General features: G+C 72.6%; 27 protein-coding genes. 16 read left to right on the forward strand and 11 right to left on the reverse strand.

The features are described 5' to 3' along the window. Positions 1-23: 23 nt before the first annotated feature. Positions 24-638, reverse strand: a complete 615-nt coding sequence (locus ACIODU_RS25030) for a hypothetical protein (protein ID WP_401769972.1) — start codon at positions 636-638, stop codon at positions 24-26. A 274-nt stretch (positions 639-912) separates the two neighbouring features. Further along, the gene (locus ACIODU_RS25035) at positions 913-1,152 is read right to left on the reverse strand and encodes a chaplin (RefSeq protein ID WP_356426856.1); all 240 of its coding nucleotides are present in this window, start codon (positions 1,150-1,152) and stop codon (positions 913-915) included. 518 nt (positions 1,153-1,670) lie between these two features. Here ACIODU_RS25035 and ACIODU_RS25040 point away from each other — a divergent pair. The 8 genes from ACIODU_RS25040 to ACIODU_RS25075 all read left to right on the forward strand — a co-directional run bounded on the left by ACIODU_RS25040 (position 1,671) and on the right by ACIODU_RS25075 (position 11,637). After that, positions 1,671-2,852, forward strand: coding sequence for a glycosyltransferase family 4 protein (locus ACIODU_RS25040; RefSeq protein ID WP_401769973.1), 1,182 nt, complete (start codon positions 1,671-1,673; stop codon positions 2,850-2,852). Between the two features lie 257 nt (positions 2,853-3,109). After that, positions 3,110-4,570, forward strand: coding sequence for a sugar transferase (locus ACIODU_RS25045; RefSeq protein WP_401769974.1), 1,461 nt, complete (start codon positions 3,110-3,112; stop codon positions 4,568-4,570). Then, positions 4,570-6,060 (forward strand): O-antigen ligase family protein, encoded by a 1,491-nt coding sequence (locus ACIODU_RS25050; RefSeq protein WP_401769975.1) that lies wholly within the window; start codon positions 4,570-4,572, stop codon positions 6,058-6,060. The genes ACIODU_RS25045 and ACIODU_RS25050 overlap by 1 nt, the downstream gene beginning before the upstream one ends. After that, entirely contained in the window at positions 6,057-7,775 is a 1,719-nt protein-coding gene (gene murJ, locus ACIODU_RS25055; RefSeq protein WP_401769976.1) for a murein biosynthesis integral membrane protein MurJ, read from the forward strand. The genes ACIODU_RS25050 and murJ overlap by 4 nt, the downstream gene beginning before the upstream one ends. Then, positions 7,765-8,526 (forward strand): polysaccharide deacetylase family protein, encoded by a 762-nt coding sequence (locus ACIODU_RS25060; RefSeq protein WP_401769977.1) that lies wholly within the window; start codon positions 7,765-7,767, stop codon positions 8,524-8,526. The genes murJ and ACIODU_RS25060 overlap by 11 nt, the downstream gene beginning before the upstream one ends. Next, positions 8,523-9,713, forward strand: a complete 1,191-nt coding sequence (locus ACIODU_RS25065) for a glycosyltransferase (RefSeq protein WP_401769978.1) — start codon at positions 8,523-8,525, stop codon at positions 9,711-9,713. Before ACIODU_RS25060 ends, ACIODU_RS25065 begins: the two co-directional genes overlap by 4 nt. Then, positions 9,710-10,408 (forward strand): lipopolysaccharide biosynthesis protein, encoded by a 699-nt coding sequence (locus ACIODU_RS25070; RefSeq protein ID WP_401769979.1) that lies wholly within the window; start codon positions 9,710-9,712, stop codon positions 10,406-10,408. Before ACIODU_RS25065 ends, ACIODU_RS25070 begins: the two co-directional genes overlap by 4 nt. After that, positions 10,408-11,637, forward strand: a complete 1,230-nt coding sequence (locus ACIODU_RS25075) for a GNAT family N-acetyltransferase (RefSeq protein WP_401769980.1) — start codon at positions 10,408-10,410, stop codon at positions 11,635-11,637. The genes ACIODU_RS25070 and ACIODU_RS25075 overlap by 1 nt, the downstream gene beginning before the upstream one ends. Positions 11,638-11,692: 55 nt before the next feature. Here the strand turns inward: ACIODU_RS25075 and ACIODU_RS25080 are convergent, their stop codons facing one another. From ACIODU_RS25080 to ACIODU_RS25095, 4 genes are all read right to left on the reverse strand, one after another. Further along, on the reverse strand, positions 11,693-12,931 hold the full coding sequence (locus tag ACIODU_RS25080) for a glycoside hydrolase family 26 protein (protein WP_401769981.1): 1,239 nt from the start codon (positions 12,929-12,931) through the stop codon (positions 11,693-11,695). A 335-nt stretch (positions 12,932-13,266) separates the two neighbouring features. Further along, positions 13,267-14,340, reverse strand: a complete 1,074-nt coding sequence (locus ACIODU_RS25085; protein ID WP_401769982.1) for a chaplin — start codon at positions 14,338-14,340, stop codon at positions 13,267-13,269. Between the two features lie 142 nt (positions 14,341-14,482). Continuing rightward, positions 14,483-14,716, reverse strand: a complete 234-nt coding sequence (locus ACIODU_RS25090; RefSeq protein WP_356426889.1) for a chaplin — start codon at positions 14,714-14,716, stop codon at positions 14,483-14,485. Positions 14,717-15,006: 290 nt separating this feature from the next. After that, positions 15,007-15,417, reverse strand: a complete 411-nt coding sequence (locus ACIODU_RS25095) for a rodlin (protein WP_356426952.1) — start codon at positions 15,415-15,417, stop codon at positions 15,007-15,009. A gap of 260 nt (positions 15,418-15,677) precedes the next feature. On the opposite strand from ACIODU_RS25095, the gene ACIODU_RS25100 reads away from it, so the two are divergent. Continuing rightward, positions 15,678-16,088, forward strand: a complete 411-nt coding sequence (locus tag ACIODU_RS25100; RefSeq protein WP_356426892.1) for a rodlin — start codon at positions 15,678-15,680, stop codon at positions 16,086-16,088. Between the two features lie 199 nt (positions 16,089-16,287). Then, the gene (locus ACIODU_RS25105; protein ID WP_356426895.1) at positions 16,288-16,695 is read left to right on the forward strand and encodes a rodlin; all 408 of its coding nucleotides are present in this window, start codon (positions 16,288-16,290) and stop codon (positions 16,693-16,695) included. Positions 16,696-16,776: 81 nt separating this feature from the next. Here the strand turns inward: ACIODU_RS25105 and ACIODU_RS25110 are convergent, their stop codons facing one another. Then, positions 16,777-17,214: a VOC family protein gene (locus ACIODU_RS25110; protein WP_401769983.1), complete on the reverse strand. Its 438-nt coding sequence runs from the start codon at positions 17,212-17,214 to the stop codon at positions 16,777-16,779. A gap of 187 nt (positions 17,215-17,401) precedes the next feature. Then, on the reverse strand, positions 17,402-18,037 hold the full coding sequence (locus ACIODU_RS25115) for an HAD family acid phosphatase (RefSeq protein ID WP_401769984.1): 636 nt from the start codon (positions 18,035-18,037) through the stop codon (positions 17,402-17,404). A gap of 190 nt (positions 18,038-18,227) precedes the next feature. Here ACIODU_RS25115 and ACIODU_RS25120 point away from each other — a divergent pair, with 190 nt between their 5' ends. Beyond that, positions 18,228-19,025, forward strand: a complete 798-nt coding sequence (locus tag ACIODU_RS25120; RefSeq protein WP_401769985.1) for an exodeoxyribonuclease III — start codon at positions 18,228-18,230, stop codon at positions 19,023-19,025. Positions 19,026-19,091: 66 nt separating this feature from the next. Here ACIODU_RS25120 and ACIODU_RS25125 read toward each other — a convergent pair whose 3' ends face one another. Together ACIODU_RS25125 and ACIODU_RS25130 are read right to left on the reverse strand one after the other, a co-directional pair. Further along, on the reverse strand, positions 19,092-19,457 hold the full coding sequence (locus tag ACIODU_RS25125; RefSeq protein WP_401769986.1) for a hypothetical protein: 366 nt from the start codon (positions 19,455-19,457) through the stop codon (positions 19,092-19,094). Positions 19,458-19,471: 14 nt separating this feature from the next. Continuing rightward, on the reverse strand, positions 19,472-20,719 hold the full coding sequence (locus tag ACIODU_RS25130) for a helix-turn-helix transcriptional regulator (protein WP_401769987.1): 1,248 nt from the start codon (positions 20,717-20,719) through the stop codon (positions 19,472-19,474). 199 nt (positions 20,720-20,918) lie between these two features. Here ACIODU_RS25130 and ACIODU_RS25135 point away from each other — a divergent pair, with 199 nt between their 5' ends. From ACIODU_RS25135 to ACIODU_RS25145, 3 genes are all read left to right on the forward strand, one after another. Continuing rightward, entirely contained in the window at positions 20,919-22,034 is a 1,116-nt protein-coding gene (locus ACIODU_RS25135; protein WP_401769988.1) for a radical SAM protein, read from the forward strand. Continuing rightward, complete coding sequence (locus tag ACIODU_RS25140) at positions 22,031-22,171, forward strand: hypothetical protein (RefSeq protein WP_401769989.1); 141 nt, start codon at positions 22,031-22,033, stop codon at positions 22,169-22,171. The genes ACIODU_RS25135 and ACIODU_RS25140 overlap by 4 nt, the downstream gene beginning before the upstream one ends. A gap of 90 nt (positions 22,172-22,261) precedes the next feature. Further along, a complete protein-coding gene (locus ACIODU_RS25145; protein WP_401769990.1) occupies positions 22,262-23,086 on the forward strand; it encodes an aminoglycoside phosphotransferase in 825 nt (274 codons plus the stop codon). A gap of 4 nt (positions 23,087-23,090) precedes the next feature. On the opposite strand, the gene ACIODU_RS25150 is transcribed toward ACIODU_RS25145, so the two are convergent. Continuing rightward, the gene (locus tag ACIODU_RS25150; RefSeq protein WP_356426954.1) at positions 23,091-23,744 is read right to left on the reverse strand and encodes a MerR family transcriptional regulator; all 654 of its coding nucleotides are present in this window, start codon (positions 23,742-23,744) and stop codon (positions 23,091-23,093) included. A 167-nt stretch (positions 23,745-23,911) separates the two neighbouring features. On the opposite strand from ACIODU_RS25150, the gene ACIODU_RS25155 reads away from it, so the two are divergent. Further along, on the forward strand, positions 23,912-25,468 hold the full coding sequence (locus tag ACIODU_RS25155; RefSeq protein WP_401769991.1) for a flavin-containing monooxygenase: 1,557 nt from the start codon (positions 23,912-23,914) through the stop codon (positions 25,466-25,468). After that, positions 25,465-26,421, forward strand: a complete 957-nt coding sequence (locus tag ACIODU_RS25160) for an alpha/beta fold hydrolase (RefSeq protein ID WP_401769992.1) — start codon at positions 25,465-25,467, stop codon at positions 26,419-26,421. Before ACIODU_RS25155 ends, ACIODU_RS25160 begins: the two co-directional genes overlap by 4 nt.

Below are 26,421 nucleotides of genomic sequence, written 5' to 3' on the forward strand. Positions count from 1 at the left end.
CCGTTCTCACGGGCGGAGTGCGCTCAGGAGGACTGCCCCGGAGTCGCCGGGAGCTGGGGCGTCGTGGGGACGCCGGGGGTGGTGGGGAGCTTCGGCAGGTCCGGCAGCTTGGGGAGGTCGGGCAGCTTGGGGAGGTCCGGCAGCTTGGTCAGGTCACCGCTCAGCAGGTTCGAGAGCAGGGTGATGATCGAGGCGAGCAGCGCCTGGAGCTGGGTGAGCACGTCGGTCGGAGCCGCGGCGGCGGTGGCCTTGACCAGGCTGTCCGTCGACTTCCGTACCGCCGCGAGCGCGTCGCTCCTCGCGTCGGCCGGGAGCGTGTGGAAGCCGTCGTCCGCGTCGCGGCCGGGAGCGGCGGGCCTCGGAGCGGCCGGGGTCACAGAAGCGCCGGGGGTGCCAGGAGCGGCGAGAGCCGCCGGGACCGCCTTGCCCAACAGCCCCAGCGCGTCCTTGATCGCCGCGATGTGCTGGTCCGCGTCGTCGCGAAGGGCGTCGGCGTCGTGGCGGGCGGAGAGGGCCGTGCGGAGCGAGGCCGCTTCGTCCGCGGCGTGGGAGGCGGCAACGGCCGGGCCCGCGGTACCGATGATCAGCGCGGCGCAGACGGTGGCGGTGGCGGCGCGACGTGGCAGCAGGGGACGCATGCGGGTGTCCTTTCGGGGCGGAGCGTCGGGAACGTTGGTCTCACCGTGAGTTCCGCGACCGCGCCCCGCAACCGATCGGGCATCTGACGCACTGTCGGCCAACTGGTGGTCGTACCTCCCCTGACCTGGTACGACCTGTCACCGCCCGGCGCCACGGCCCCCGCCGCCCGGCCGCCGAAAGGGTGGCGGGGCGGTACCCGTACAGCGGAAGAGCCGCCCTGCCCCCGAGGGGCGGGCGGCTCTTCCCGGCGTCGGCGCCGACGGTGACCGGAGGTCAGGCGTTGACGCAGGTGTTGCCGAAGGTCGGGTTGAGCAGACCGATCACGTTGACCGTGTTGCCGCAGAGGTTCACGGGGACGTGGACCGGGATCTGGAGCACGTTGCCGGAGAGCACACCGGGGGAACCGACAGCCGCGCCCTGCGCGCCGGCGTCGGCAAAGGCAACGCCGGACGCACCGGCGACGGCGGCGGCAGCCGCGGTGGACAGAACAACAGCCTTGGCGATACGCGACATGGGGGGAGCTCCTCGGAGATAAAGGGAACGGCAGGCGGGCGCGGTTGCCCGACTCATCCATCAACGCCGCAGCGGGCCATCGGTTGCGCGCCCGAATGAGTGACGCGCGTCCGCCGACCGGGCACGCGCGGACGCGAAAGGGGTCCGTACCCGATAGCGGAGACGGCCGCCGGGGCACGTGATCGGCGGGAATCGACGGTTGTCGGCGGTGATCCGTGGTGATCCGTGATGGTCCGTGGATTCCGGCGCCGTTCGAACCGGAGCGTTTTCCGTAAACGAGAGTCCGGTTGTACGTTCAGCATTTTTCCGGGAGTTCCAGCGCGTCTGGCGTGATTTTCAGCCCGGTCTCTGTAAAGGTTCCCGGGTGTTTGTGTATGGAATTCAGCGACACGCCCGGACCGTATCGGCATTGCGTTCGATTCGCTGTCGGGCGTGACTCCGCCCCTCCCGGTGCGTTTCTCGTAGAGGCAGCAGCACGGAGCTCGGCTCCGTGGGTCCACGAGTGGAAAGAGTTGCGCGTGCAGCCACAGCGGCACCGGCCGGGGACCGGCTTCACGGCGCTCCATCTCGTCCAGCCCGTCGACGGCGGGGTCGCGACGGTGGTCCTGGACCTGGCCGGGGCTCAGGCCGCCGCCGGGACGCGGGTGGTGGTCGCCTGTCCCGCGCAGGGGCCGCTCGCCGCGGAGGCCGCCCGCAGGGGTGCGGAGGTACGGGAGTGGCGGGCGACCCGCGAGCCCGGACCCGGTCTGTACGAGGAGACTCGGCAGGTGGCCCGGCTCGTCGAGGACGTACGTCCCGACCTGGTCCACGCCCACAGCGCGAAGGCCGGCCTCGCCGGACGCCTCGCGGTCCGGGGCCGTGTCCCCACCGTCTTCCAGCCGCACGCCTGGTCGTTCGAGGCGGCCGGCGGGGTGACGGGCCTGCTGGCCCGGCGCTGGGAGCGGTGGGCGACCCGCTGGACCGACCGGGTCGTCTGCGTCAGCGAGGCGGAGCGGCGTACGGGTGAGCACGCCGGTGTACGGGCCTCCTGGGCCGTCGTCCACAACGGCGTCGACCTCGACCGCTTCCGGCCGCCCGCCGACCACGACCCCGCCGCCCTCCGCGCGGCGCTCCCGCTCCTCGCCGGGCTGCCCGCCACCGCCCCGCTCGTCGTGTGCGTCGGCCGGCTGTGCCGCCAGAAGGGGCAGGACGTCCTGCTGCGCGCCTGGCCGCTGATCACCCGCCAGGTCCCGGGGGCGCGGCTGGTGCTCGTCGGCGAAGGACCCGCGTCCGCGGCGCTGCGGGACGCGGCCCCGCCCTCCGTCCTGTTCGCCGGAGCCGTACCGGACACCACGCCCTGGTACCGGGCGGCCGATCTGGTCGTCCTCCCGTCCCGCTGGGAGGGCATGGCGGTCGCCCCGCTGGAGGCGATGGCGTGCGGACGCCCCGTCGTCCTCAGCGACGTGGACGGCGCGCGCGAGAGCCTGCCTCCGGGGCGGGAGGCCCTCTGCCTCACTCCACCCGAGGACCCGCCCGCGCTGGCGGAGGCCGTGAGCGCCCTGCTCCGCGACGGGCCGCTGCGCGAAGCCGTCGGCAGTCAGGGCCGCCGGCACGTACTCAGCAGTTACGACGTGCGGCAGACCGCGCGGGCCATCGCGGACGTGTACCGCGACGTGGCCGCCGTGCCGCGCCCCGAACGCAGGGAGCCGATCCCCCAGTGACCACGGAAAGCACCAGCGTTCCCCCGCCGTCGGGGCGCGCGCGCCCGGCCGGCCCGTCCACAGGACGCCCGTCCACGGTGCGTCAGCCCTCCGGCCGTCAGGCCCCCGGCCTGCAAGCCCCCGGCCCGCACCCGGCCGGCGCGCATGCCCCAGGCCCGCACCCCGCCGCCCCCCACGCCCCCGGCCCGCATCCCCCCGGGCGCCGGCCCCGGGCGCGGATCTCTGTGGCCGTCCCGCGCCGGGACACGCCCGACCGCGTGGCCGTGCCGGTCCGGCGTCCGGCGGGCGACCCGCTGCGCTTCCGGCTGCCGCTCGTCGCGGGCGACTCGCTCGCCGCCGTGCTCTCCACCGCCTTCCTCGGCGAGGAACAGCGCGACGCCGTCCTGCTCCCGCTGGTCCTCTGCGTGACGGTGCTGAACGCGCTCGCCGGCCTCTACCGCCCCGGCCTCGTCCTGTCCGGCCTCGACCAACTGCCCACGCTCGCCGCCCGGATCGCGGTGTCCTGGTGCGCGGTCGCCGCCGTCCTCGCCGCGCTTCTCCCCGGCCGTACCCTCGGCCTCCCGGCCCTCCTCGCGGGCGCCGCCCTGCAACTCGCCACCGCGTGCGCCTGCCGTTCCTTCGTCCACGGACGCCGCCGCGCCCTGGCCCGCGACCGGCCACGCTCCACCCTCGTCGTCGGTACGGTCCCGGCGGCGCGGCGCGTGGCCGCCCTCCTCGCCCAGCACCCCGAGTACGGCCTGCGGCCCGTCGGGATCGCCGCGCCCGCGCACGAGGAGGGCGGCGACGGGGGCACCCTCCCCGTCCTCACCTCCACCGAGGAGATCCACCGCGCCGTCATCCAGAACGGCGTGGTCGAGGCGGTGTTCGTCGACTCCGGTACGGACCACGGCGCCGGCCTCGTGATCGGCTCCGGCCTCGCCTCCCCCGGCGCGCCGGGCACGGACCGCTCCGAGGGCGGGGACCGCCCCGCGCTCGTGGGCCTGTTCCACGCGTACGGCTGCGCCACCTGGTTCGTCGGTACGGGCCCCACGGAGCCGGCCCTCGCGAGAGGCCCGGCCGGCGGTACCGCCGGGTCCGGCCACATGGCCCAGCACCTCTGGGGGTTCGCCGGGCGCCGCCTGGAGCCCCCGGCCGCGCGCCGGCGCGGCGCGCTCGCCAAGCGCCTGCTGGACGTGGTCATGACGGCCCCCGTCCTGCTCGCCGTCTCCCCGCTCCTGCTGGCCTGCGCGCTCGCCGTCCGGCTCTGCGACGGACCGGGCGTGCTGTTCCGCCAGGAGCGCGTCGGACAGGACGGCCGCCCCTTCACCCTGCTCAAGTTCCGTACCCTGCGCGCCGATCCGCACGAGGCGGCCACCCGTTGGAGCGTCGCGGGCGACCACCGGATGAGCGCGGTGGGGAACTTCCTGCGCCGTACGTCGATGGACGAGCTGCCGCAGCTGTGGAACGTCCTGCGCGGGGACATGAGCCTGGTCGGGCCCCGCCCCGAACGCCCGTACTTCGTCGCCAACTTCAGCAAGACCCACCCCGGATACGCGGCCCGCCACCGGATGCCCGTCGGCATCACCGGTCTCGCGCAGGTGCACGGGCTGCGCGGCGACACCTCGATCGAGGACCGGTCGCGCTTCGACAACCACTACATCGACCACTGGTCGCTGTGGCAGGACGTCTGCATCCTCCTGCGGACCGCCGTGTCCCTCGTCCGCCCGGCCGGCAGCTGATGACGGCCGCCACCGCGTACCTCCCGCCGGCCACCGGCCACCCGCGGCCCGGCCGCCCGCCGGCCGATGTCCCCGCCACCCCGCGAGCACCCGGGCCGCTGCGGCGGTACGCCCCCCTCCTCCCCGCCCTCGCCGTCGTCGCGCTGCTCGCCGTACCGGCGACACCGGCCGGGGACGGCTCCGCCGGTTCCGGCACCCCGGCCGACGCCGCGTCGGGCCTGCTCGTCCTCTTCTGTCTGGTACGGGTCCTGCGCGACCGGGCCCGCCCCCTGACCCGTACCGCCGCACTGGTCCTCGGACTCCCCGTCCTCGGCGTGTCCGTCGCGTCGATCACCTCCCACGACCCCGCCGCGAGCCTGCCGGGCGTGGCCCGCTATCTCCAGATCTTCGTCCTCGTGCCCGCCGCGCTGCTGCTGCTCCTGCGCGACCGCCGCGACTTCCGGGTCGTCGCCGGGGCCGTCGTGGTCCTCGGGCTGGGGCAGGGCGCCCTCGGCGTCGTGCAGTACCTCACCGGCACCGGTGCCTCGTACCGGGGCGAGGACATCCGCGCGGTCGGCACGTTCGGCGCGACGGACGTGATGGGGATGGCGACTGTCGTCGCGTACGCCCTGGTCGTCTGCGTCGGGTACGCGCTCGGCGAGGACCGGGACGTGAGCGGGCGGCTGCGGGCGGTGGCGCTGGTCTGCGCCGGGCTGCTCTTCTTCCCGCTCGTCCTGTCGTTCAGCCGGGGCGCCTGGATCGCGACCGCCGCCGCCCTCCTCGTCCAGCTCGCGCTCTCCGGAGTACGCCGCGCCACCCGGGTCGTCCTCGCCGCCGCCGCGCTCGGCGTGGTGCTCGTCGGCGGACTCGGCATCGGCTCGCAGATGATCACCGAGCGGCTGAGCAGCATCACCCAGGTCGCCGACGCGCCCGACCAGTCCGTCACCGACCGGTACACGATGTGGGCCGCCGCCACCGACATGTGGCGCGAGCGGCCCGTCACCGGCGTCGGGCTCAAGGGCTTCCCCGCGTACCGCGACAGCCACTCCTCGCTGGCCCTGTCCGCCGCCAGCGACACGGCGGGCGCGGGCGCGGGCTTCCAGCGCCAGCCGCTGCTCTCCCCGCACAACATGTACCTGCTCGTCCTCAGCGAACAGGGGCTGGTGGGCGCGGTCGCCCTCGTCGGCAGCTGGGCCGCGCTGCTGGTGTGCGTACTGCGCCGGGTGCCCGCCGCCCGCCGCTCCCCGGCCGGCGCGGGGCCGGGACTGGTCGTCGGCGGGCTGCTGGTCTGGCAGGTGGTGGACTTCGGGTACGCGGACATCGGCGGCCCCTCGACCGTACTGACCGCGCTGATGCTGGGCCTCGCCGCCTGGTGGGGCCTGCATCGGGGCGCCGTACCGACGGACGGCCGCGGGCCGCGGGACCACCGGGAGCCGCGCCGCGACCCCGGGCCCGGGGACCACCGAGCCCCCCACCACCACCGAGCGAACAGCGGGGCTGCCCAGGCGTGAGCGAGACCAGGCAGTCCCTCCCCGGGATCCCCCCGCAACCCGGCCCGCCCCGCGCGGCCGCCGGGGAGATCGGCGCGACCGGCGCGACCGGGACGGGAGGCGCGGGCGGCTCGACCGGCCCGGGCGGCCCGAAGACCGGCGCGAGCGGCGGCGGCCTCTTCTCCGGGAAGTTCCTGGCGCGCGCCGCCTTCCTCACCGCCCTGCTGACCGCCGCCGGCGCCCTCCTCGGCCTCCTCCGCGACCAGACCATCGCCCACCTGTACGGCGCCGGCCCCGACACCGACGCCTTCCTCGTCGCCTGGACCGTCCCCGAGGTCGCCTCCACGCTCCTCATCGAGGACGCCATGGCGCTCATCCTCGTCCCCGCGTTCAGCCTCGCGCTCGCCCGCCGCGCCACCCACCAGGACCCGGAACCCGACCCCGTACGGGTCCTGATGCGCACGACCCTGCCCCGGCTGTTCCTCGCCCTCACCGCCGGAGCCGCCCTGCTCGTGGCCGCCGCCCCCTGGGTGGTCGCCGCCCTCGCGCCCGGACTGCCCGAGCCGCAGGTGGCCGTCGACTGCACCCGGCTCACCGCCACCTGCGCCTTCTCCATGGGCCTCGCCGGATACATGAGCGCGGCCCTGCGCGCGCACGGCAGCTTCGTCGCGCCCGCGATGATCTACACCTCGTACAACGTCGGCATCATCACGACGATGCTGCTCCTCAGCGACCGGCTGGGGGTACGGGCCGCCGCCGCCGGAGTCGCGGCGGGCGGCGTCCTGATGGTCCTCGTCCAGAGCCCGGCCCTGTGGCGCAGGCTCAAGGAGCGGCGCCCGGTGACCGGGCGTGAGCCCAAGGGCACCCCCCGCGTGCCGCCCGTCGCGCTCGGACTCCTCGCGCCCGTCATCGTGTTCGCGCTCAGCCGCCAGTCGCAGGTCCTCATCGAACGGTTCCTCGCCGCGCCGCTGCCTGCCGGGGCCATCTCGCACCTCAACTACGCGCAGAAGGTCGCGCAGATGCCGATGGTGCTCTCCCTGATGCTCTGCACGGTCACCTTCCCCGTGGTCGCGCGCGCCATGGCGGCGGGGGAGACCGACCGGGCGCGCCGCCGTGTCGAACGGGACCTCGCGATGGCCGGGATCATCGTCCTGGTCGGCGCCGCGACCGTCATCGCCTGCGCGCCGCAGATCATCGAAGTCCTCTTCCAGCGCGGCGCGTTCGACCGGGCGGACACCGCCGCCACCGCCGCCGTGATGCGGGTGTACGCGCTCGGCCTGCTCGGCCACACCCTCGTCGGCGCCCTGGTCCGCTGCTACTTCTCCGCCGCCCGCCCCCTCTGGTTCCCGGCCCTGGCCATGCTCGTCGGCCTCGCCCTCACCACCGTCGCGGGCGCCCTCCTCGTCCAGGTCTGGGGCGTCCTCGGCATCGCCGCCGCGAACGCGCTCGGCATCACCGTCACCGCCGCGCTGCTCCTGCACGGCCTCGCCCGCCACAGCGTTCCCCTCAGGACCCGGTACATGATCGGCGCCCTGGTCAAACTCATCGCCGCCGCAGCGGCCTCCACCGGCTCCGGCTGGCTCTGCGGCGCCCTCGTCCCGTCACCCGTCCTCGGCGCCACGGCCGCGTTCGTGGTGATCGCCGTCGTGTTCCTCGGGATCGCCCACGCGCTGCGGGCCCCCGAGATCGACACCGTCCTCCGTCCCGTCACACGAAAGCTCGCTCATGCCCGCTGACACAGCGTCCGCAGGCCCCTTGTGGGCAGTCATGTACCACTCGGTCGCCGACCGCACGGACGACCCCTACCAGGTGACGGTCACGCCCGGACGCCTCGAACGCCAGCTCAGGTGGCTGCGCCGCCGGGGCCTCGCCGGCGTCGGCATGGCGCAGCTGCTCCGCGCCCGCGCCGAGGGCCGGGGCGCCCGGCTGGTCGGACTGACCTTCGACGACGGATACGCCGACTTCAACGAGGCGGCCGTACCGCTGCTCCACCGGTACGGCTTCACCGCCACCGTCTACGTCCTGCCCGGCCGCCTCGGCGGCGAGAACGAGTGGGACAGCCCCGGCCCCCGCAAGCCCCTCCTCACCGAGGACGGCATCCGGCTGGCCGCCGAGGCGGGCATGGAGATCGGCTCGCACGGGCTGCGCCACGTCGACCTCACGGCGGCCGACGACGAGACGCTCACCGCCGAGACCGCGCGCAGCCGCGCCCTCCTCCAGGACATCACCGGCACCGAGGTGACCGGCTTCTGCTACCCGTACGGAACGGTCGACGAGCGCGTCATCGGAGCCGTACGGCAGGCGGGGTACGCGTACGCCGTCGGCATCGACCCCGGGCCGCTCACCGGCCTGTTCGCCCTCCCGCGCATCCACGTCGGCGAGAACGACACCGCCCTGCGCCTGCACCTCAAGTGGCGGCTGCACCGCTGGCGCCGCGAACCGGTCCCGTACACCGCCCCCCACCGGCCCGAGCGGGCCCGCCCATGAGAGTCCTGCACGTCATCACCGGCCTGGGCATCGGCGGCGCCGAGCAGCAACTGCGCCTGATGCTCCGGAAGCTGCCCACCGACAGCGACGTCATCACCCTCACCAACCCGGGCGCCGTCGCGCGCGGCATCGTCGCCGACGGGGTCCGCGTCCGGGACCTCGCGATGACCGGCAACCGGGACATCGGCGCGCTGCCCCGGCTCACCGGGCTGGTCAGGCGCGGGCAGTACGACCTGGTGCACACGCACCTCTACCGCGCCTGCCTGTACGGGCGGTTCGCGGCGCGCCTCGCGGGCGTACGGGCCGTCGTCGCCACCGAACACTCCCTCGGCGCCGCGCAGATCGAGGGCCGCCCCCTGTCCACCGGCGCCCGCGCCCTCTACCTCGCCGGGGAGCGCCTCGGCACCGCCACCGTCGCCGTCTCCGCGACCGTCGCCCGGCGGCTCGAACGCTGGGGCGTACGGCGCGACCGCATCCACGTCGTGCCCAACGGCATCGAGGTCGACCGCTTCGCCCACGACCCCGCCGCCCGCCGCGACGCCCGCGAGCGCCTGGGCCTGCCCCAGGACGCCTTCGTGGTCGGCGGAGTCGGACGGCTGACCGGCAGCAAGCGGTTCGACACGCTCGTGCGGGCCGTCTCCGACCTGCCGGACGCGCGCCTGCTGCTCGTCGGCGAGGGCACCGAGCAGGTCAGGCTCCAGCGACTCGCGTACGTACGGGGGGCGGCGGACCGGATCCTGCTGCACGGCGCGTGCCAGGACCCGCCGCCGGACGCCTACACCGGATCCGGGCCCTCGATCACGGACCCCGCCGACGGGCCCGACCTGCCCGCGCTGCTCGCCGCCATGGACGTCTTCGTCTCCACCTCCCAGGACGAGGCCTTCGGGCTCGCGGTGGTCGAGGCGCTGGCCGCCGGGCTGCCCGTCCTGCACGTCACCTGCCCCGCGTTGGAGGACCTTCCCGCGGAAGCGGCCCCGGGGGCACGGCAGATCAGCGGAAACGTTCCCGAACTGATCGCGGAGCTGCGGCGGTTCCAGGACGCGGCCCGGGGATCCGGGGCCCGCCGCCTGCCCGTCCCGGCCGCCGCGCGCCACTACGACATCTCCCGCAGTGCCGAACAGCTGATGGCCGTCTACGAGAACGCGCTGCGCGGCCCGGCCCCCACCCGAGAAGTGAGTTGCCCATGACCAAGGAATCGAGTTCTCCGCGCCGCGAGGACGTCCGGCCCGCGTCGCCCTCGCCCCGGTTCAGGAAGCCGCCGCTGTGGACGGTCGTCCCGGCGGCGGCGGCGCTCGGCGCGCTGGCCGGCGGGGTGTACGGGGCGGTCGCCACCCCGCAGTACAGCGCGACCAGTTACGTCCTCGTCGTCCCGACCGAGAAGTCCGACCCGGCGGCGGCCCTCGGCTTCGCCACGGCGTACGGACGGGTCGCCTCGCAGGTCGCGATCCTCGGGGACGCCCAGGTGTGGGCCGGGGTGCCGGCCGCCACCCTCAAGGCGAACGTACGGACGTCCACCTCGCCCGACGCGCCGATGATCTCCGTCACCGCCACGTCCTCCGACGCGTCGGCCGCGGTGAGCATGGCCGACGGGGTGGCCCGCTCCCTCGTCGTCAACGGCTCGCACCTCCAGACCAGCACGAACGTCAAGGTGCTCCAGTTCTCCCGCGCCGTGAAACCGACCGACCCGGTCTCGCCCTCCGCGCCGCTGGCGGCCCTGGTCGGCGGCAGCGCGGGCGGCCTCCTCGGCGGCCTCGGCCTGCTGGTCAGGCCCAAGCGGCGGCGGACGGACGCCGCCTACGGAACCGTACCGAACCCGTCGACCCCGGAATCCCCGGCGCACTCCGCGCAGTCCCAGCCCCAGCCCCAACCGGAAACGGTGTGATGGCCACCCCACCGAAGACACGCAGCACGCCCGCGTCCCCCACGACCAGGACCTCGGCCCAGGCCCCCGCCACCCCCGCCAGGGTCACCCGCTCCACCACCGTCTCCTCACCCCTCGCCGGGTCCTTCTCCGGCTCGGTGTTCACCACCGAACTGGTCAGGGACGCCGACGGCTTCGCCGCCCTCGCCCCCGCCTGGAACGACCTCTACCGCCGCTCCCGCACGGCCACCCCCTTCCAGAGCCACGCCTGGCTCCACTCCTGGTGGCTGTCGTACGGCACCCCGGGCCGCCTGCGCGTCGTCCTGGTCCGCCGGGGCGGGGTCCTGGTCGCCGCCGCCCCGCTGATGCTGATCCACCGCCCCTTCCCCGTACTGATCCAGCTCGGCGGCTCCATCTCCGACTTCTCCGACGTCCTGCTGGACGACGGCTGCGCCGACGCCGCGGCCGCCGCCCTCGCGAAGGCCCTCGCCCGCACGGCCCGTACCGCCGTGATCGACCTGCGGGAGGTACGGCCCGGAGCCGCGGCGGAACGCGTCCACGCCTGCTGGCCGGGAACACGCAGGCAGCTCGCCGACTCGCCCTGCCTGGAGCTGCCCGCCGTCCCCATGGACGAGCTGCTCGGCCGCCTCGCCTCCGCCCGCGCCCAGCGCGCCCGCGCCAAGCTCCGCAAGCTCGACGCGCTCGGCATCGAGGAGCGGGTCGTGCCCGAGGACGAGATCCCCGGCGCGGTCGAACGGCTCCTGGAACTGCACCGGCTCCAGTGGCAGGGCCGCGGGGTCACCCCCGAACACCTCAGCACCCGCTTCGCCGCGCACCTGACCCGCTCGGTCCGGTCCATGGTCCGGCAGGGCGACGCCATGATCACGGAATTCCGGCTGGCCGGGGAACTGGTCGCCTCGGACCTGACCCTCATGTCGTCCCAGCTGGCCGGCGGCTACCTCTACGGGGCCGATCCGGTGCTGCGCGCCAAGAAGGTCGACGTGGCCATGATGCTGCTGCGCACGTGCGCGCGGCAGATCGGCGCGGGCGGGCGTACGACGCTGAGCATGCTGCGCGGGAACGAGCCGTACAAACACCACTGGCGCCCGGACACCGTCTGCAACCAGCGCTACCTCCTGGCCAGGACGTATCTGACGCCGTGGCTGCACCTGCTGGCCGCCCGCGCGGCGGGCCGGGGCCGGGCGGCGGCGCTGGTGAAACGGCTGCGGCGGGACGGCGACAAGGCCTGACCGGGATACGGTCCGGTCCGCCGTGCCGCCGCCCCGCCGCTGGGGGGGCGGTCTGTCAGGAGTTCTTGCGCTCCCACCAGTCGACCCGGAGGCAGATCTTGCCGCCGATCCAGGACTCGACCCAGCTGCCGAGGTTCATCGGGGTGCAGCTGCCCGGTGTGGTGGGCACCGGCGGGAGGGGCGGGACGGGCGGGGTGGGGGCGGTGGGCACGGGGATGGTGGGCGTCGGGACCGTCGGGGTCGGGACGGTCGGGGTCGGTACGGGGGGCGTGGTCGGTACGGGCTCCGGCAGCCTCCCGTACAGCATGGAGCGGAACACCTTCGACGACCGGGGATTCTTGTCGCACTGCCACACGCCGTGCGGGCAATAGTCGGTGACGGTGTTGTAGAGCGGTTTGTGGGTGTCGATCCACTCCAGCATGCGCCGCATGTAGTCGGGATTGTCGCCGTTCCGGTAGAGACCCCATTCGGGATAGGAGACGACCTTTTTGTGCTCGGCGGCGAAGTCGATGTGCTGTCGCAGGCCGTACGGCTCGTTCACCTGCTCGTCGAAGGTCCGGCCCGGCGGCTGGTCGTACGAATCCATGCCGATGATGTCCACGACGTCGTCGCCGGGATAGCACTCGGTCCACGGAACCGCGTCCCTGCCCCGGTTCGGCGCCCAGTCGAAGCGGAACTTCTGGCCGGGCACCGCGCGCATCGCGGTGACGATGTTCTTCCAGTACTTCTTCCACGACTCGGGGTCGGGCCCGCAGCGGTGGGTGTACGTGGTGCCGTTCATCTCCCAGCCGAGCACGATCACCGTGTCGGGAACGCCGAGCCCGACGAGCCGTTCCGCGAGGGCCCTGAAGTGGCCGTCGTAGCTTCCCTGGGCGCCTTTGCGCAGCTCACGGCGTACGAGACCGTCGGGGACGCGGTCCTCGTTGCGCTCCAGCATCGGGACGTTGAGGACGAACAGCCGGTCGGCCCCGGCCTTGCGCCACTCCGCCCAGTCCTCCAGAAAGCCGGGGCTGCCCTCGATGTTGGACCAGACGTCGCCGGGGAGGTAGGTGTGCCCGACGCGCAGTTCCGTACCGCCGAGCCATTTCTGCATCTCGGCGATGCGCCGTACCCCTTGGGGCCCGTAGTCGAGATAGGCGCCGAACGCGGGCGCCGGGGCCTGCGGCGGTTTCGGGTCCGGCGGGTCCACCGGTCCCGTCGTGGCGGTCGGCGACGGAATCACCGCGCCTGTGGCCAGAAGGCCAGCCGTGACCGCACCCAGACAGGTGCTCGCCAGCCGTCGACGTCGGGACATGTCCGCTCCTCGTGATCGAGCCTCAGCTTCCGTTGCTCAGCTTCTGGTTCAAAAGTATTTCTGATAAGCCGATGGGGAGCCCGGGTTGGCTTTCCAGTAGCCCGTTCGTGCATTTGATCCCCCGCATGGGTTACCGAAATGCAGAAGACGGCGGAAAAAGAGCGCGGAAATGGCAGGGACGGCAGGGCGCGGTCGGGGCGGAACGTTCCTGCTGGAGGAGGGAGCGGACGGCGCGTCAGCTGGTCGCGCGCGGTCGTGGATCGTACGGGGTCACCGGTCGCCGGACGGGTTCGGGGAGACGCCGTCCGGCGACGGACGAGTGGCCCTGCGGGCCGTCAGTACTGGCCTCGGACGCGGACCTTGGCGGTGCTGCGGCGGTAGAGGATCCCGCCGCCGAGCAGCAGGCCGGCGCTCATCGCGGCGGCGGCCAGGAGGTGGTCGCTGCCGGTCTCGGCGAGCTGCGGGGCCTCGGCGCGGGGCGGGGTGGCCGGGCGGTACTGCGCGGGGACCACCGGCGGGGCGGCGTGGTGCGCGACCGGCCTGTTCGGGGTGTGCGGGGGCGCGACGGGCGTGTTCGGGACCACGGAGCGGTCGTCGACGGGCGGCTCGACGGGCGGCTGGACGGGGGGCACGTGGCGGACGGGGGGCGGGGGCGCCACGGTGCCGTTGCCGCAGCCGTTGCCGAAGGCCGGGTTGAGGAGGCCGACGATGTCGGCGGTGTTGCCGCAGGCGTTCAGGGCCAGCTCGACGGGGGCCTGGAGGAGGTTGCCCGCCGCCACACCGGGGGATCCGACCGCGGCGCCCTGGGCGTGGGTGGAACTGGCCGCCTGGTGGTGGGGGCGGGGGGAGACGGGGGCCTCGTGGACGGCGGGCCCGGGCTGGGGGCGCGGGGCGGGCTTGTGCTCCCGTACGGGGGCGGGGGCGTGAGGGGCCGCGTGGGCGGGCGCGGGCGGGGCGGGGCGGGCGTGGGCGGGCGCGGGCGCGGCGTGGGCGGGCTTCGGGGCCGCGTGGGCCGGGGCGTGGGCCGCCGTCGGGTGGTTCTCGTGGGCCTGCGGGCGGGGCGCGGGGGCCGCGTGCGCGGGCGCCGGGGCCGGGGCCTGCCGGTACGCCGCCGGGGCCTGCGGAGCGTACTGCCGGTACGTCTCGTGGGCGGAGGAGTGCGCGGAACCGGACGTGTTCCCGCAGGTGTTGCCGAAGGCCGGGTTGAGCACGCCCACCGGGTCCACGGTGTTGCCGCAGATGTTGACCGGGACCTCCACCGGCACCTGGATGGTGTTGCCCGAGAGGACGCCGGGTGATCCGACGGCCCCTCCGTCGGCCTCGGCCGCTACGGCGTAGCCGCCCGTCATGGACAGGACGCTCGACGCCGCGGCGGCGGTGAGCAGTCCTTTGCTGATGAGGTCTCGCATCTGGTTCTCCTCCTGCTGGCGGATTCGGCAAGCAGTTGTCGCGGGTGGAACAGGTCCCAACGGAGGCCGGTCCCCGAGCGCGTGTCGCACGCGCTCGGGGACCGGCCGGAAAAGCAGCCCCCGAGGGGGCGTCCGTACAACGTCAGGCGTTGGCGCAGACGTTGCCGAAGGCCGGGTTCAGCAGGGCGACGATGTCGATGCTGTTGCCGCACAGGTTGACGGGGATGTGGACGGGCACCTGAATGACGTTGCCGGACAGGACACCGGGGGAACCGACGGCGACACCCTCGGCGCCCGCGTCGGCGACGGCGGGGGCGGCGGCACCGACGGCCAGGAACAGCCCCGCGACGATGGTTGCGGCCTTCTTGCACTTCATCTTTGAGCCCTTTCCGCAGCGGAGAAGACGTCCGCACGACTGTCGTGGCACGCGAGCCTCGTAAAGCCGGCTCATACGTCCGCTGCTGGAACTCCAACGAGCCCGGCCGATTCGAGGAAACTGGCCCGTTTTCGGCTTTCTCGGGTTCACCCGACTGCCGCGTCCGGAGGTTTCGTTTCCGCACCGGAATCGCGTACGGCGCGGAGGGCGAAACGGGCCGGCCGGGGCGTCGGTGCCCCGGCCGGCCCGTCGGCCGGGACCAGGGTCCCGGCGATGGCGCGTACGGCGGATCAGCTGTTGCCGACGCCGTTGCCCGAGAGGACCGGGATGTCGTCCACGATGTGCGACAGCGGCTCGTCGCCCTTCGCCTGGGTGGAGTTGTCGGCGCACTGCTGGTTCTGCGGCGAGGCCAGGACGTTGACGTCCTGGACGGCGACCGGCACGAGAACGCCGACGAGCGCACCGGCGTTGACCTTGACCGGCAGGCCGACACAGAGCTTGTTCAGCGAGCTCTGGACCAGCTGACCCTGCGGGCTCATGTTGCCCTTGGTCGAGTTGTTCCCGAACGCCGAGGCGGCACCGTTGCCGCTCGCGGAGGTCGTGCCGTGGTCGTTGCCGACGGCGAGCGCGGTGGGCGCCGCCGCGGCGGAGACGCCGACTACGGAGGCGGCGACGGCGGCGCCGGCCATAATCTTCTTGATCACGAGAGTGTCCTTTTCTCAAAGAAATTCAGGTGGAGCGGGCCGAACGGGTCGAGCGGGCCGAACGGGTCAAGCAGGTCGAGCGTGTCGAGCGACCTGCACAACCGCCTCCCAGGTGTTTGGTTGCGGTGCTTCACTCGATCGGCTTGTTGAACGCCGGTAATAGGCCATTGGAGTGAAGTGAAAGAACTAAACCGACGATGCGAAGTTGCTCAGTACGCCCCGGAGACTTTGGGGCATCCGTCAGAAGGGGACTCATCGTGATCAAGAAGGTTCTGGCCGGCGCCGCTGTCGCCGCCTCCGTCGTGGGCATCTCCGCCACGGCCGCCCCGCAGGCGCTCGCCGTCGGCAACGACCACGGCACCACGTCCGCCAGTGGCAACTTCGCCAGCCAGCAGTACGGCAACTCCGCGACGTACGGGAACATGAGCCCGCAGATGGCGCTCATCCAGGGCTCGCTCAACAAGCCCTGCATCGGCCTGCCCGCCAAGCTGAACCTCGGCTCCCTCGTCGGCGCCGTCCCGATCGCGGTCCAGGACGTCAACATCCTGTCCTCGCCGCAGAACCAGCAGTGTGTCGAGAACTCGACGCAGGCGAAGGGCGACGAGCCGCTGTCGCACCTGCTCAACGACATCCCGATCCTGTCCGGGAACGGCGCGGGCAACAGCTGACCCGCCGGCCGAGCGATCGGCCGAGGGCCGGACCACCGCTGAACCCCGCGGCGGTCCGGCCCTTTCGTGCTGCTCCGAGCTGCGGCTAAACAGAAAAGTCGTTGGGCCGTTCGGGGGAATGCCCGAAACTATCCGCCCCGTGGTGAGTTGAGTAATCGGACTCCACCGGTGGAGTCCGACTTTCCGGAAAGGCATTTACATGAACAAGCTGTGGGCAACCGCTGCTGTAGCGGCATCGCTCGTCGGGGCCTCGGCCGCCGTCGCGTCGCCGGCCCTGGCCGTCGGGAACGACACGGGCACGACGTCCTTCAGTGGCAACGGTGCCGAGCAGGCCTTCGGCAACTCGGCGACTCACGGGGACATGAGCCCGCAGCTCAGCCTCGTCCAGGGTTCGCTGAACAAGCCCTGCATCGGCCTGCCCGCCAAGGTCAACGCCGGTTCGCTCATCGGCCTCGTCCCGATCGCGGTCCAGGACATCAACGTCCTGTCCTCGCCGCAGAACCAGCAGTGCACCGAGAACTCGACGCAGGCGAAGGGCGACGAGCCGCTGTCGCACATCCTCAGCGACATCCCGATCCTGTCCGGGAACGGCGTCGGCAACAACTAGTTGCCCCGAAGGCCCGGCCCGGCGTCCTGACGCCGGGCCGGGCCTTCGCACTGTCCCGGGTTCGTACGCTGTCGCCCCGGCTCACAGCAGGCAGAACTCGTTCCCCTCGGGGTCGGCCATCACCACGTGATCGGGCCGGCCCTGGAGTTCGTCCTCGTGGATCACCGTCGCGCCGGCGGCCGTCAGCCGCTCCACCGCCGCCGCCACCCGGGGCCAGCGGACCTCCCACGGGGTCTCGCGGCCGCCGCCGACCTGGACGTCCAGGTGGAGCCGGTTCTTCGCGACCTTCGCCTCCGGCACCCGCAGGAACGAGATGCTGGGCCCCACCCCGTCCGGGTCGGCCAGATAGGCCCCGTCGTCCCACTCCTCCTCCGGTACGTCGTGGTGCGCGAACCACTCCTCCCAGGTCGCGAATCCCGTGGGCGGCGGCTTCTCCCCGTACCCCAGTGCGAGCGCCCAGAACCGGGCCATTTCTGCGGGGTGCGCGCAGTCGATGGTCAAGGTCCACTTGGTTGCCATGAGGCTTCCCGTCCGTTCGGCTCCAGTGCCCCGGACCCTACGCCGTCCCCGACGGGCGACCGCGGCGCGCCGGCGTCCGACCACCGCGCGGGCACGCCTCCCGCGCACGTCGTCCGACAGAAGAGGCCCCGGGCCGCCGCTGGGCGCGGCCCGGGGCCTGTGGTGCCGTGTGTGGGGGAGGTACGGGTCAGGAGAGCGCGCCGTCGTAGTCGGGGAGCTTGAACGTCTTCTCCGCGTGGCCGCCCACGAAGTCGGACGTGTTGTTGCCTATGTTGGCGATGATCGTGTAGCCGCGCCTCTCGATGTCGGCTCTCTTCGCCGCCTTGTACGTGCCCGCGTCGCCGAACAGGTCGCCGATGCTGCGCTCGTACAGACCGGTGACGGGGTAGCCGACGGACGTCAGGTTCGGCTTGGTGACCCAGCCGATGAAGTCCGGGCGGGCGGTGATGAAGAAGACCGCCACGCCGTGGGCGTCGGCGTAGCGGGCCAGGTCGAGGGTGGGGGCGACGGCGGGGGAGGGCGGGAAGGGGGAGAAGTAGGTCTCCAGCGAGGTGTTGTCGATGTCGAGGACGATCGCCTGCCGTTCGCCGGTGCCGTCGGCGATGCGCTGTTCGAGGTACGGGCGCGCCTCGTCCGTCACCGCGCGTACGTCGGCCTGCCAGGTGGCGTAGTCGACGGCGGCGGCGGCCGACGCGGTGGTCGCGGCGGCGGTTGCCGGGGCCGGTGTGCTCGCCGCCCGGGCGTCGGTCGCGCCGGCCAGCGCGATGAGGGCCGCTGTGGCGACGGCGGCACCAAGTCGTCGGCCTCGCAGGGGTGTTGCCATGGTTCCTCCACGGTGTCCGGGCCCGGGGTGCGGGCGCCGAGTTCGTTGTCGATCTCGACCTAAGCCGAAAAGCGCGGGGTTGGGGGCGTGGCGTGCGAAGTTGGCCGGTGAACGTTTGGTGACATGGACACATCCGGTCCGGGGGCTCCGGGCCGGGGGGTGGCAGGGGCCGGTTCGGTACTGTGCCGGGGTGCTGACCGTGACAAGCGTGAACGTGAATGGCCTCCGCGCCGCCGCCAAGAAGGGGTTCGTGGAGTGGCTCGCCGGGACCTCCGCCGATGTGGTGTGCCTCCAGGAGGTACGGGCCGAGCCGGAGCAGCTGCCCGCCGGGGTGCGGGAGCCGGCGGGCTGGCACACCGTGCACGCGCCGGCCCTCGCGAAGGGGCGGGCGGGGGTGTCGCTGTACACGCGGCGGGAGCCGGAACGTACCCGGATCGGCTTCGGAAGCGCGGAGTTCGACGCGAGCGGGCGGTACGTGGAGGTCGATCTGCCCGGGGTGACGGTGGCCAGCCTCTACCTGCCCTCGGGCGAGGTGGGGACCGTACGGCAGGACGAGAAGTACCGGTTCATGGACGAGTTCCTCGTCCACCTGGAGCAGCTGCGGAAGCGGGCGGCGGCGGACGGGCGCGAGGTGCTGGTGTGCGGCGACTGGAACATCGCCCACACCCCGGCGGACCTCAGGAACTGGAAGGCCAACGCCAAGTCCTCCGGCTTCCTCCCCGAGGAACGCGCGTGGCTGACCCGGGTCTTCGACGAGGTCGGCTACGTGGACGTCGTACGGGCCCAGCACCCGGGCCAGGAGGGCCCGTACTCCTGGTGGTCGTACCGCGGCCGCGCCTTCGACAACGACACGGGCTGGCGCATCGACCTCCACGCGGCGACCCCCGGTCTGGCCGAGCGCACGGTGAAGGCGTACGTGGAGCGCGCGGCCACCCACGCCGACCGCTGGAGCGACCACGCCCCGGTAACGGCGGTCTTCGACCGCTAGGGCGGGGCCTTGGGCGGGCGCGGGCCGCGCCGGGTCGCGGCGCAGGGCCGCCCGCTTCCGGTGTGGTCAGCTCAGCGACTTCTCGATGGCCTCGAAGATGTCCGCGTCGGTCTCCCGCTGCCAGGACGGCAGGTCGGGCCAGTCGGCCACATAGGCGGCCTTCGGATCCTCGAAGTGCTTGAACATCTGGGCGGTCCAGCACGTCGCGACGAAGCGGCTCTTCTGCTCGCGTGTCAGTCGCGCCGTGCCGCCGCCGCTGATCTCGATGAAGTGCCGGACCTGTTCGTGGACGGAACCCGCCGCCTCGCGCTCCCACTCGGGAGTGTCGTCCCACGGCGTGACGTAACCAGCCTTCGGGGTCCCTGGGAAGTGCAGGTGGACTCCCGCGATCCAGGCCTCCCGGAACACTCGTGCACCCTCGGTCTGCGACATGCCCGCCCTTCCCGTCACGGTGTGCTCAGAGCGGCGATCTCCGCCTCCAGCTCGGCCACGCGGTGGTCGCGGCTCAAGGGACCAAAATCGTCGCACAGGGCTCGGAGTCTACGGGCGACATACCCGGAAGCGGACGCACGGGCCAGGCCGGCGGCTTCCCTGCCGTACGTCACGACCTGTTCGGCGTCCCGCCGCTTCACCCCGACGGCCGCCAGGTCGGTGAGCACAGCTCCGCGTCGTCGGTACGACTGTCCATTTGCCAGGGCCGTCTGCTCCAAGGCGTCCTTCAAGGCGCTCTCCGCCAGGTCGAGACGGCCGAGCTGTACGTAGCGAGATCCCCGTTCCTCTGCCAGGCGCGCCCCGTCGAACCGGAGCCACCCGCCGTTGGTACCGTCCGCCGTGAGGTCGCGGACGGTCTCCGCCCGGTCCATGGCGCGTTCACAGGCACCCAGATCTCCGAGGCCCGCGTAAGCCTCGGCTTGGACGGAGGCGACCCACTGCCGGGTCGCGAGGCTGTTGTCACCGCGGGCGGCCAGTCTCTCGGCCGCGGCGAGAATCTGTGTTGCTTGGCGGTGGCGTTGCTCGGACATGTCGACGTAGGCGTACCGGACGAGTGCGCAGGCCCACAGGTCGTATGTTTCCGCGTCCTTGCTGACCGACGCCGCGAGGGAGTACGAAGCGACGGCGTCGGAATACCGGTTCGCGTCGAACGCCACCTCGCCGGCCAGCTGAAAGAGGTCGGCAGCCGCGCCCAGCAGGGGGCGGGACGTGTGGTCGGCCAAGGCGTCGTGGAGAGTTGTCAGCTGGTCCCTGACGACGGGGTAGACGGACCCTTTGGATCGGGCCAGTTGGTAGATCTGCCAGAGATGCCTGTTCATGCGTGCGAAGTCGGCGGGCGTCCCTCTGCGGACGCCCTCTGCAAGGCCCTCGGCCTCCTCGACCGGCAAGAGGGTCAGAGCCCCACTGACAGTCAGTATGCGGAGGAATTCTCGGCGGATCATCTCGTCGGGGTCTCCCGCGCTCGTCGTGTCACTGGAGTGGTGTCCGGCGGTCTTCCGACCTGTGGCTCGTGGCGATGTCAGGAGCATGTCCAGCTCTTGGAAACCTACTTCGAGGGCGAGGGCCAAGCCTCGTCGCTGGGACGGCTGAGGGGCTGCCCCGCCGCTTTCCCAGCGCCCGACCGTTGTGCGGTCCACGCCGAGTAACTCGGCTAATTTTTCCTGACTGTAGCCCAGGGTTCTGCGCCGTTCCGCCAGTCCCATGACGACTCCTTCCCGCGCCTTCGGCCCCTTCGGCGTCCGGCGTGGATATGCACGGATGTGCGTCAAGACTGCCGCATCGATGCCGTGGTTATCCCCAATTCTTCGCGCTTTCCTGGATGTTGTCCGAACAGGCGGTATCCGCCGAGGAGTCCGGTCGTTACCGGCGGAGTGTCCGGCACGGCCCTGTGGAGGAGGCCCCATGCACCAGCTGATCGCGAGCCCGCACAACGGCGCGTTCCTCGTGGCCCGTCCCGGCGCCCGGGCCGGGATGCGGATCCCCCGGGCTTTGTACGAGCAGGTCGCCTCGATCGCCGAAAGCGGCGCCCCTTTGCCGCCCTGGCTCCTGGAAGGCGCCCGAACGGCCTGGGATCTGGACCTGGCAGGTCTGACCATGCGTGACACCGTTCTGGTGCGCCCCGAGACCGGGCTCGGCTACGGACGTGCCACGTACGAGATCAACAAGGGGTGCAACTTCAACTGCGAACATTGCTACCTCGCTGAGCGGAGGTTCGAGGGACTTCCCTGGGTCGGCAAGGCGCGGCTCTTGCGTCTGCTGCGGGATGCCGGGGTGCTGTGGTTGCAGTTCACCGGAGGTGAGCCGTTGATCGACCGCGATTTCATGGACGCGTACACGTTCGCCCACCGATCCGGCATGCTGATCGAGATCCTGACCAACGGGTCCCGGCTCCATCGGCCCGAAGTCATCGCGTTGCTGCGGGAGCTGCCGCCGTACAAGGTGACCGTTTCCCTCTACGGTGCGACGCCGGACAGTTTCGACTCCCTCACCCGCAGGAAAGGGGCGTTCAAGCTCGTCGAAAGGGGTCTCGCCGCCGCGCGGGAGGCAGGGCTCCCGTTGGAACTGGCGCTGATCTTCACCAGGCACAACGCGCACGAGGTGGACGCCATGCGGGCCGTCGCCGACCGATACGGGGCCGCGCGCACGGAGTACGGGACGATCTCCCCCACGTACTCGGGCACACCCGAGCCGCTGGCCGCGCAGGCCCCCGGCTTCCTGGACAAGACCGGCGTCTTCCAAGGCTGCCCCGCAGGCCACACCTTCTTCCACGTCGACCCGCACGGCCTGGCGACCATGTGCAAGGTCGGTCGCGAGAACCCCGTCGATCTCATGGCCGAAGGCCTGGACGGCCTTCTCCGGCTGCCCGGCATCGCCGATGCCCAGATGCTTCGCACCGGTGGTTGCGGTGGCTGTCAGCTCTCCGGCACCTGCCGGGTCTGCCGACCGCTCGCCAAGGCGTACCAGGAGGCGAAGGCACCACTGAACACCTACTGCCGACACGGAAACGAGGAAGCATGAAGACCGCTCTCACTGTGGAGATCATCACCCGGCCACCGGTCCTGGACGAGCCCGAAGGGGTCGTCCTCCTTGACGACCTGGAAGTATTGACCGAGGGGGCCGTACCAGGCTGCAACGACGACAACCCCTACCGGTAGTCGCACTGCCGTGCAGAACCGCGGGGGTTTCCGGGCGTTCTTCCGTGAGGAAGCCCCCGCCGTACTGCCCCTGTCGAAGAGTGAGGTCACATGGCGACCACCCGCATCGGTTTCGACCGGCTGCCCGCCGCCGTCCGTGCCGCCGTGGAACGGCACACCGGGCCGCTGCTCACGGTCGCGGAGGCCAGCGAGGGGTTCAACAGCGAGATCGCTGTACGGATCACCTCCGCCGCCGGAGCCTGGCACGTCAAGGGGCTCCGTACCGATCATCCCCGGGCCTCGACCCAGCGCCGGGAAGCCTCGGTCGCTCCGTACCTCGGTGCGGTCGGTCCCGGCCTGTGCTGGCGCGTCGAGACCGGCGGATGGGACCTCTTGGGATTCCAGGCGTTGGACGGCCGTCACGCGGATTACGGCCCTCGCTCCGCCGACCTGGCCGAAGTCGCGGCCCTCCTGCGGCGGCTCGGTGAAATCCCGTGCCCCGGCGTCGAACTGCGGCGTGCCGAGCAACGCTTGGAGCGTTACGTCACCACCTCCGACGACCTCCGCTTCTTCGCCGGGAACTACCTCCTGCACACCGATCTCAACCACACCAACGTGCTCGTCGACGACCGTGCCCCCCAGGGCGATCGTGGGTGTCTTGTCGACTGGGCGTGGGCCACCCGGGGAGCCGCCTGGCTCGACGCCGGCTACTGGGTCGTCTGGCTCATTGCTTCCGGGCATGATCCGGTCTCCGCCGAGCGCCAGGCGGACGCAATCCCCGCCTGGCACAGCGCTCCCGCGGAGGGGGTCACCGCCTTCGCCGCCGCCAACCGCACGCTGTGGGACGAGATCAGTGGCGGTGACCCCGACCCGTGGACGCTGCGGCTGGCGGCCGCCGCGGCCTCGTGGGACGAGCACCGCAAGGTTGGGGTGTGAGGGCTCAGGTGGGTGGCTGCGGTGGTTGGGGTGGTTGGCGGAGGGTGCGGTCCAGGGCCATGGAGAGTTCTGCTTCCACCACGCTGTGGGCCAGGGGGCGGAGGGTGGTGGGGGGCGTGTGGGGGGTGTGGGTCTTGAGGGTGGTGGTGAACAGGTCCGCCAGGGCCGTCGCGTGGGCGCGGACCTCCACCGCCGCCGCCAGGACCGCCGCCAGGGGGACGCCCTCGCGGACCAGGGCCGCGGAGGCGTCCAGGAGGCGGCGGCTGATGTGGACGATGTCGTTGCCGTCGACGGCGAGGTAGCCGAGGTCCAGGGCCGCGGCGAGGTTCTCCGGGGTGACCTCGCCCGCGAAGTGGTCGGCCAGTTCCTCGGGGGAGAGGCGGACCGGGGTTTCCTCGGTGGGGGGTTCGTCCAGGCCGAGCGCCGAGGCGAAGCCGCCGGGGGCCTGGGCCGCCTCGAACGTCGCCGCCAGGTCCGCGATGCCGTTGAGGGTGTGGCCGCGCTCCAACAGGGCGGCGATCGTGCGGAGTCGGGCCAGGTGCTGGTCGTCGTACCAGGCGATCCTGCCCTCGCGGCGCGGCGGGCTGAGCAGGCCGCGCTCGCGGTAGAAGCGCACGGTGCGCACCGTGATGCCCGCCTCGCGGGCCAGGTCGTCCATGCGGTACTCCATGGGCGTCACTTTATGTCGTACCGTCGGTAACTTCTGTCGTCCGGACCCTACCCATGGGTAGGGGGCTGCCCCTACGCTGCTTAACCGTGCCAGTGATTACTGGCGCGGTTCGGTTTGGTTCGGTTCGTTCGGGTGCGGTCGCGGGAGGCGTTGTGGTGGTCGGTCGGCACGTGCGGCACGTACGCGTTGCGGTCATCGGGTCGGGGTTCGGCGGCCTCGGGGCCGCCGTGCGGTTGCGGCGGGAGGGGATCACCGACTTCGTGGTCCTGGAGCGGGCCGGATCGGTCGGCGGGACCTGGCGGGACAACACCTATCCGGGGTGCGCGTGCGATGTGCCCTCCCACCTCTACTCGTTCTCCTTCGCGCCCGAACCCGACTGGCCGCGCACCTTCTCCGGGCAGCCGTACATCCGGGCCTATCTGGAGCGGGTCGCCGACACCTTCGGGATCCGGCCGCATCTGCGCTTCCGGCACGAGGTGACGAGGGTCCGGTGGGACGAGGTGGCGCTGCGCTGGGAAGTCGCCACCACTCAAGGGGACTTCACCGCCGATGTGGTGGTGTCCGCCGGAGGCGCGTTGTCCGATCCCCGGGTGCCTGACGTGCCGGGGCTGGAGACGTTCCCCGGGGAGGTTTTCCACTCCGCCCGCTGGGACCACAGCCGTGAGCTGCGGGGCAAGCGCGTCGCCGTGATCGGCACCGGGGCCTCCGCCGTGCAGATCGTGCCCGCGATCCAGCCGGAGGTCGGCCGGTTGACGGTCTTCCAGCGGACACCGCCCTGGGTCATGCCCCGTTCCGACAGGGCCATCACGCGGATCGAACGGCTGATGCACCGCGCCCTGCCGGCCAGCGGTACCGTCCGGCGTCAATTCCTCTGGGGGGTACGGGAGTTGCAGGTCTCGGCCTTCACGAAGCGGCCGGATCTGCTGGGGGTGGTGGAGCTGCTGGCCAAGGCCAACTTGGCCAGGGCCGTCAAGGACCCCGCGCTGCGGGCCGCGTTGACCCCTTCGTACCGCATCGGCTGCAAGCGCATCCTGCTCTCCAGCACGTACTACCCGGCGCTGACGCGGCCCAACGTGGACGTCGTCGCCTCGGGTCTCGCGGAGGTGCGCGGCTCGACGCTGGTCGCGGCGGACGGGACGGAGACGGAGGCGGACGTGATCGTCTTCGGGACCGGCTTCCACGTGACGGACGTCCCGATCGCCGAACGGGTGGTGGGGACGGGCGGGGTCACGCTGGCCGAGGCGTGGAAGGACGGCATGGAGGGGCTGCGCGGGACGACGGCGGCCGGGTTCCCCAACTGGATGATGATCACCGGGCCGAACACGGGGCTCGGGAACTCCTCGATGATCCTGATGATCGAGGCCCAGTTGGAATATCTGGCCGACTACCTGGGGCAGTTGGGGTGGTTGCGCGGCCCCGGTGGGGCGCCGGTCGCCCTGGACGCCCGCGTCTCCGCCGTCGGCGCCTGGAACCGGCGGGTGCAGGAGCGGATGACCCGGACCGTCTGGAACACCGGCGGCTGCACCAGCTGGTACCTGGACGCCCACGGCCGTAACACCACCATCTGGCCGGGCACCACACGCGAGTTCCGCCGCGAGACCCGGGCCGTCGACCTGGCCGAGTACGACGTGATCCGCGCCGGTGACGGTGGCGGCGACAACGACGACGGCCCTGCGCCCCGGCGGGCCGCCACGAAGGAGACCGTCCGATGAGCCCGTTGCCCACGCCCACCCGCCGTGCGCTGACCGCCGTCTCCGTCGACGGGTCGCGGATCCATGTGGAGATGTACGGCTCCGAGGGTCGGCCCGCAGTCGTGCTTGCTCACGGGTGGACCTGCTCGACCCGTTTCTGGTCGGCGCAGATCGCCGAACTGGCCCTCGATCACCGGGTGATCGTCTACGACCAGCGGGGACACGGGCGGACCGCGTTCCCCGGCCCCGGCGCCTGCACCGCCGACGCTCTCGCCGACGACCTGGAGGCGGTCCTCGCCGCGACCCTCGCGCCGGGCGAGCGGGCCGTGCTCGCCGGGCACTCCATGGGCGGCATGGCGATCATGGCCGCCGCCCGGCGGCCGGTCTTCCGGGAGCGCGCGGCGGCCGTGTTGCTGTGCAGCACGGGGAGTTCGGGGCTGGTCGCGGAGTCGCTGGTGCTGCCGTTGCGTGCCGGGCGGGTGCGGAAGCGGCTCACCCGGCTGGTGTTGGGGTCGCCGGCTCCGCTGGGTCCGGTCACACCGCTCTCCCGGCGGCTCCTGCGCTACGCGACGATGGGGCCCGCGACCGCGCCGGACCGGGTCGCGCGGTGTGCGCGGATCGTGCACGCGTGCGGGCGGAGGGCGCGGGTCGCGTGGTCGCACGTGCTCGACGCGCTCGATCTCGACGCGCACGTAGGGGAGTTGAGGGTGCCGACGGCTGTCCTGGTCGGGTCGGCCGACCGGATGACCCCGCCCGTACACGCGCGGGCGCTGGCCGCCGCCCTGCCCGACTGCACCGGGCTGACCGTGCTGCCGGGGGTGGGGCACATGACGCCGGTGGAGGCGCCGGAGGCGGTGACGGGGGCGATCCGGGGGCTGGCCGCCGCGTATCTGGGGGCGGAGACCTTGCCCGCACCGCGCGCCGCGGCCGACGAACGTACCGCCGACCCCACTGCGACGGAGGACGTGGCATGA

This window comes from Streptomyces sp. NPDC088261 (assembly GCF_044740805.1).
GTDB lineage: Bacteria > Actinomycetota > Actinomycetes > Streptomycetales > Streptomycetaceae > Streptomyces.

Bases quoted from the DNA above. Each gene is read 5' to 3' on its own strand.
- ACIODU_RS25030 (WP_401769972.1), bottom strand. From the start codon at position 638: ATGCGTCCCCTGCTGCCACGTCGCGCCGCCACCGCCACCGTCTGCGCC.
- ACIODU_RS25035 (WP_356426856.1), bottom strand. From the start codon at position 1,152: ATGTCGCGTATCGCCAAGGCTGTTGTTCTGTCCACCGCGGCTGCCGCC.
- ACIODU_RS25050 (WP_401769975.1), top strand. From the start codon at position 4,570: ATGACGGCCGCCACCGCGTACCTCCCGCCGGCCACCGGCCACCCGCGG.
- ACIODU_RS25060 (WP_401769977.1), top strand. From the start codon at position 7,765: ATGCCCGCTGACACAGCGTCCGCAGGCCCCTTGTGGGCAGTCATGTAC.
- ACIODU_RS25065 (WP_401769978.1), top strand. From the start codon at position 8,523: ATGAGAGTCCTGCACGTCATCACCGGCCTGGGCATCGGCGGCGCCGAG.
- ACIODU_RS25070 (WP_401769979.1), top strand. From the start codon at position 9,710: ATGACCAAGGAATCGAGTTCTCCGCGCCGCGAGGACGTCCGGCCCGCG.
- ACIODU_RS25075 (WP_401769980.1), top strand. From the start codon at position 10,408: ATGGCCACCCCACCGAAGACACGCAGCACGCCCGCGTCCCCCACGACC.
- ACIODU_RS25080 (WP_401769981.1), bottom strand. From the start codon at position 12,931: ATGTCCCGACGTCGACGGCTGGCGAGCACCTGTCTGGGTGCGGTCACG.
- ACIODU_RS25085 (WP_401769982.1), bottom strand. From the start codon at position 14,340: ATGCGAGACCTCATCAGCAAAGGACTGCTCACCGCCGCCGCGGCGTCG.
- ACIODU_RS25090 (WP_356426889.1), bottom strand. From the start codon at position 14,716: ATGAAGTGCAAGAAGGCCGCAACCATCGTCGCGGGGCTGTTCCTGGCC.
- ACIODU_RS25105 (WP_356426895.1), top strand. From the start codon at position 16,288: ATGAACAAGCTGTGGGCAACCGCTGCTGTAGCGGCATCGCTCGTCGGG.
- ACIODU_RS25110 (WP_401769983.1), bottom strand. From the start codon at position 17,214: ATGGCAACCAAGTGGACCTTGACCATCGACTGCGCGCACCCCGCAGAA.
- ACIODU_RS25115 (WP_401769984.1), bottom strand. From the start codon at position 18,037: ATGGCAACACCCCTGCGAGGCCGACGACTTGGTGCCGCCGTCGCCACA.
- ACIODU_RS25125 (WP_401769986.1), bottom strand. From the start codon at position 19,457: ATGTCGCAGACCGAGGGTGCACGAGTGTTCCGGGAGGCCTGGATCGCG.
- ACIODU_RS25130 (WP_401769987.1), bottom strand. From the start codon at position 20,719: ATGGGACTGGCGGAACGGCGCAGAACCCTGGGCTACAGTCAGGAAAAA.
- ACIODU_RS25135 (WP_401769988.1), top strand. From the start codon at position 20,919: ATGCACCAGCTGATCGCGAGCCCGCACAACGGCGCGTTCCTCGTGGCC.
- ACIODU_RS25140 (WP_401769989.1), top strand. From the start codon at position 22,031: ATGAAGACCGCTCTCACTGTGGAGATCATCACCCGGCCACCGGTCCTG.
- ACIODU_RS25145 (WP_401769990.1), top strand. From the start codon at position 22,262: ATGGCGACCACCCGCATCGGTTTCGACCGGCTGCCCGCCGCCGTCCGT.
- ACIODU_RS25150 (WP_356426954.1), bottom strand. From the start codon at position 23,744: ATGGACGACCTGGCCCGCGAGGCGGGCATCACGGTGCGCACCGTGCGC.
- ACIODU_RS25160 (WP_401769992.1), top strand. From the start codon at position 25,465: ATGAGCCCGTTGCCCACGCCCACCCGCCGTGCGCTGACCGCCGTCTCC.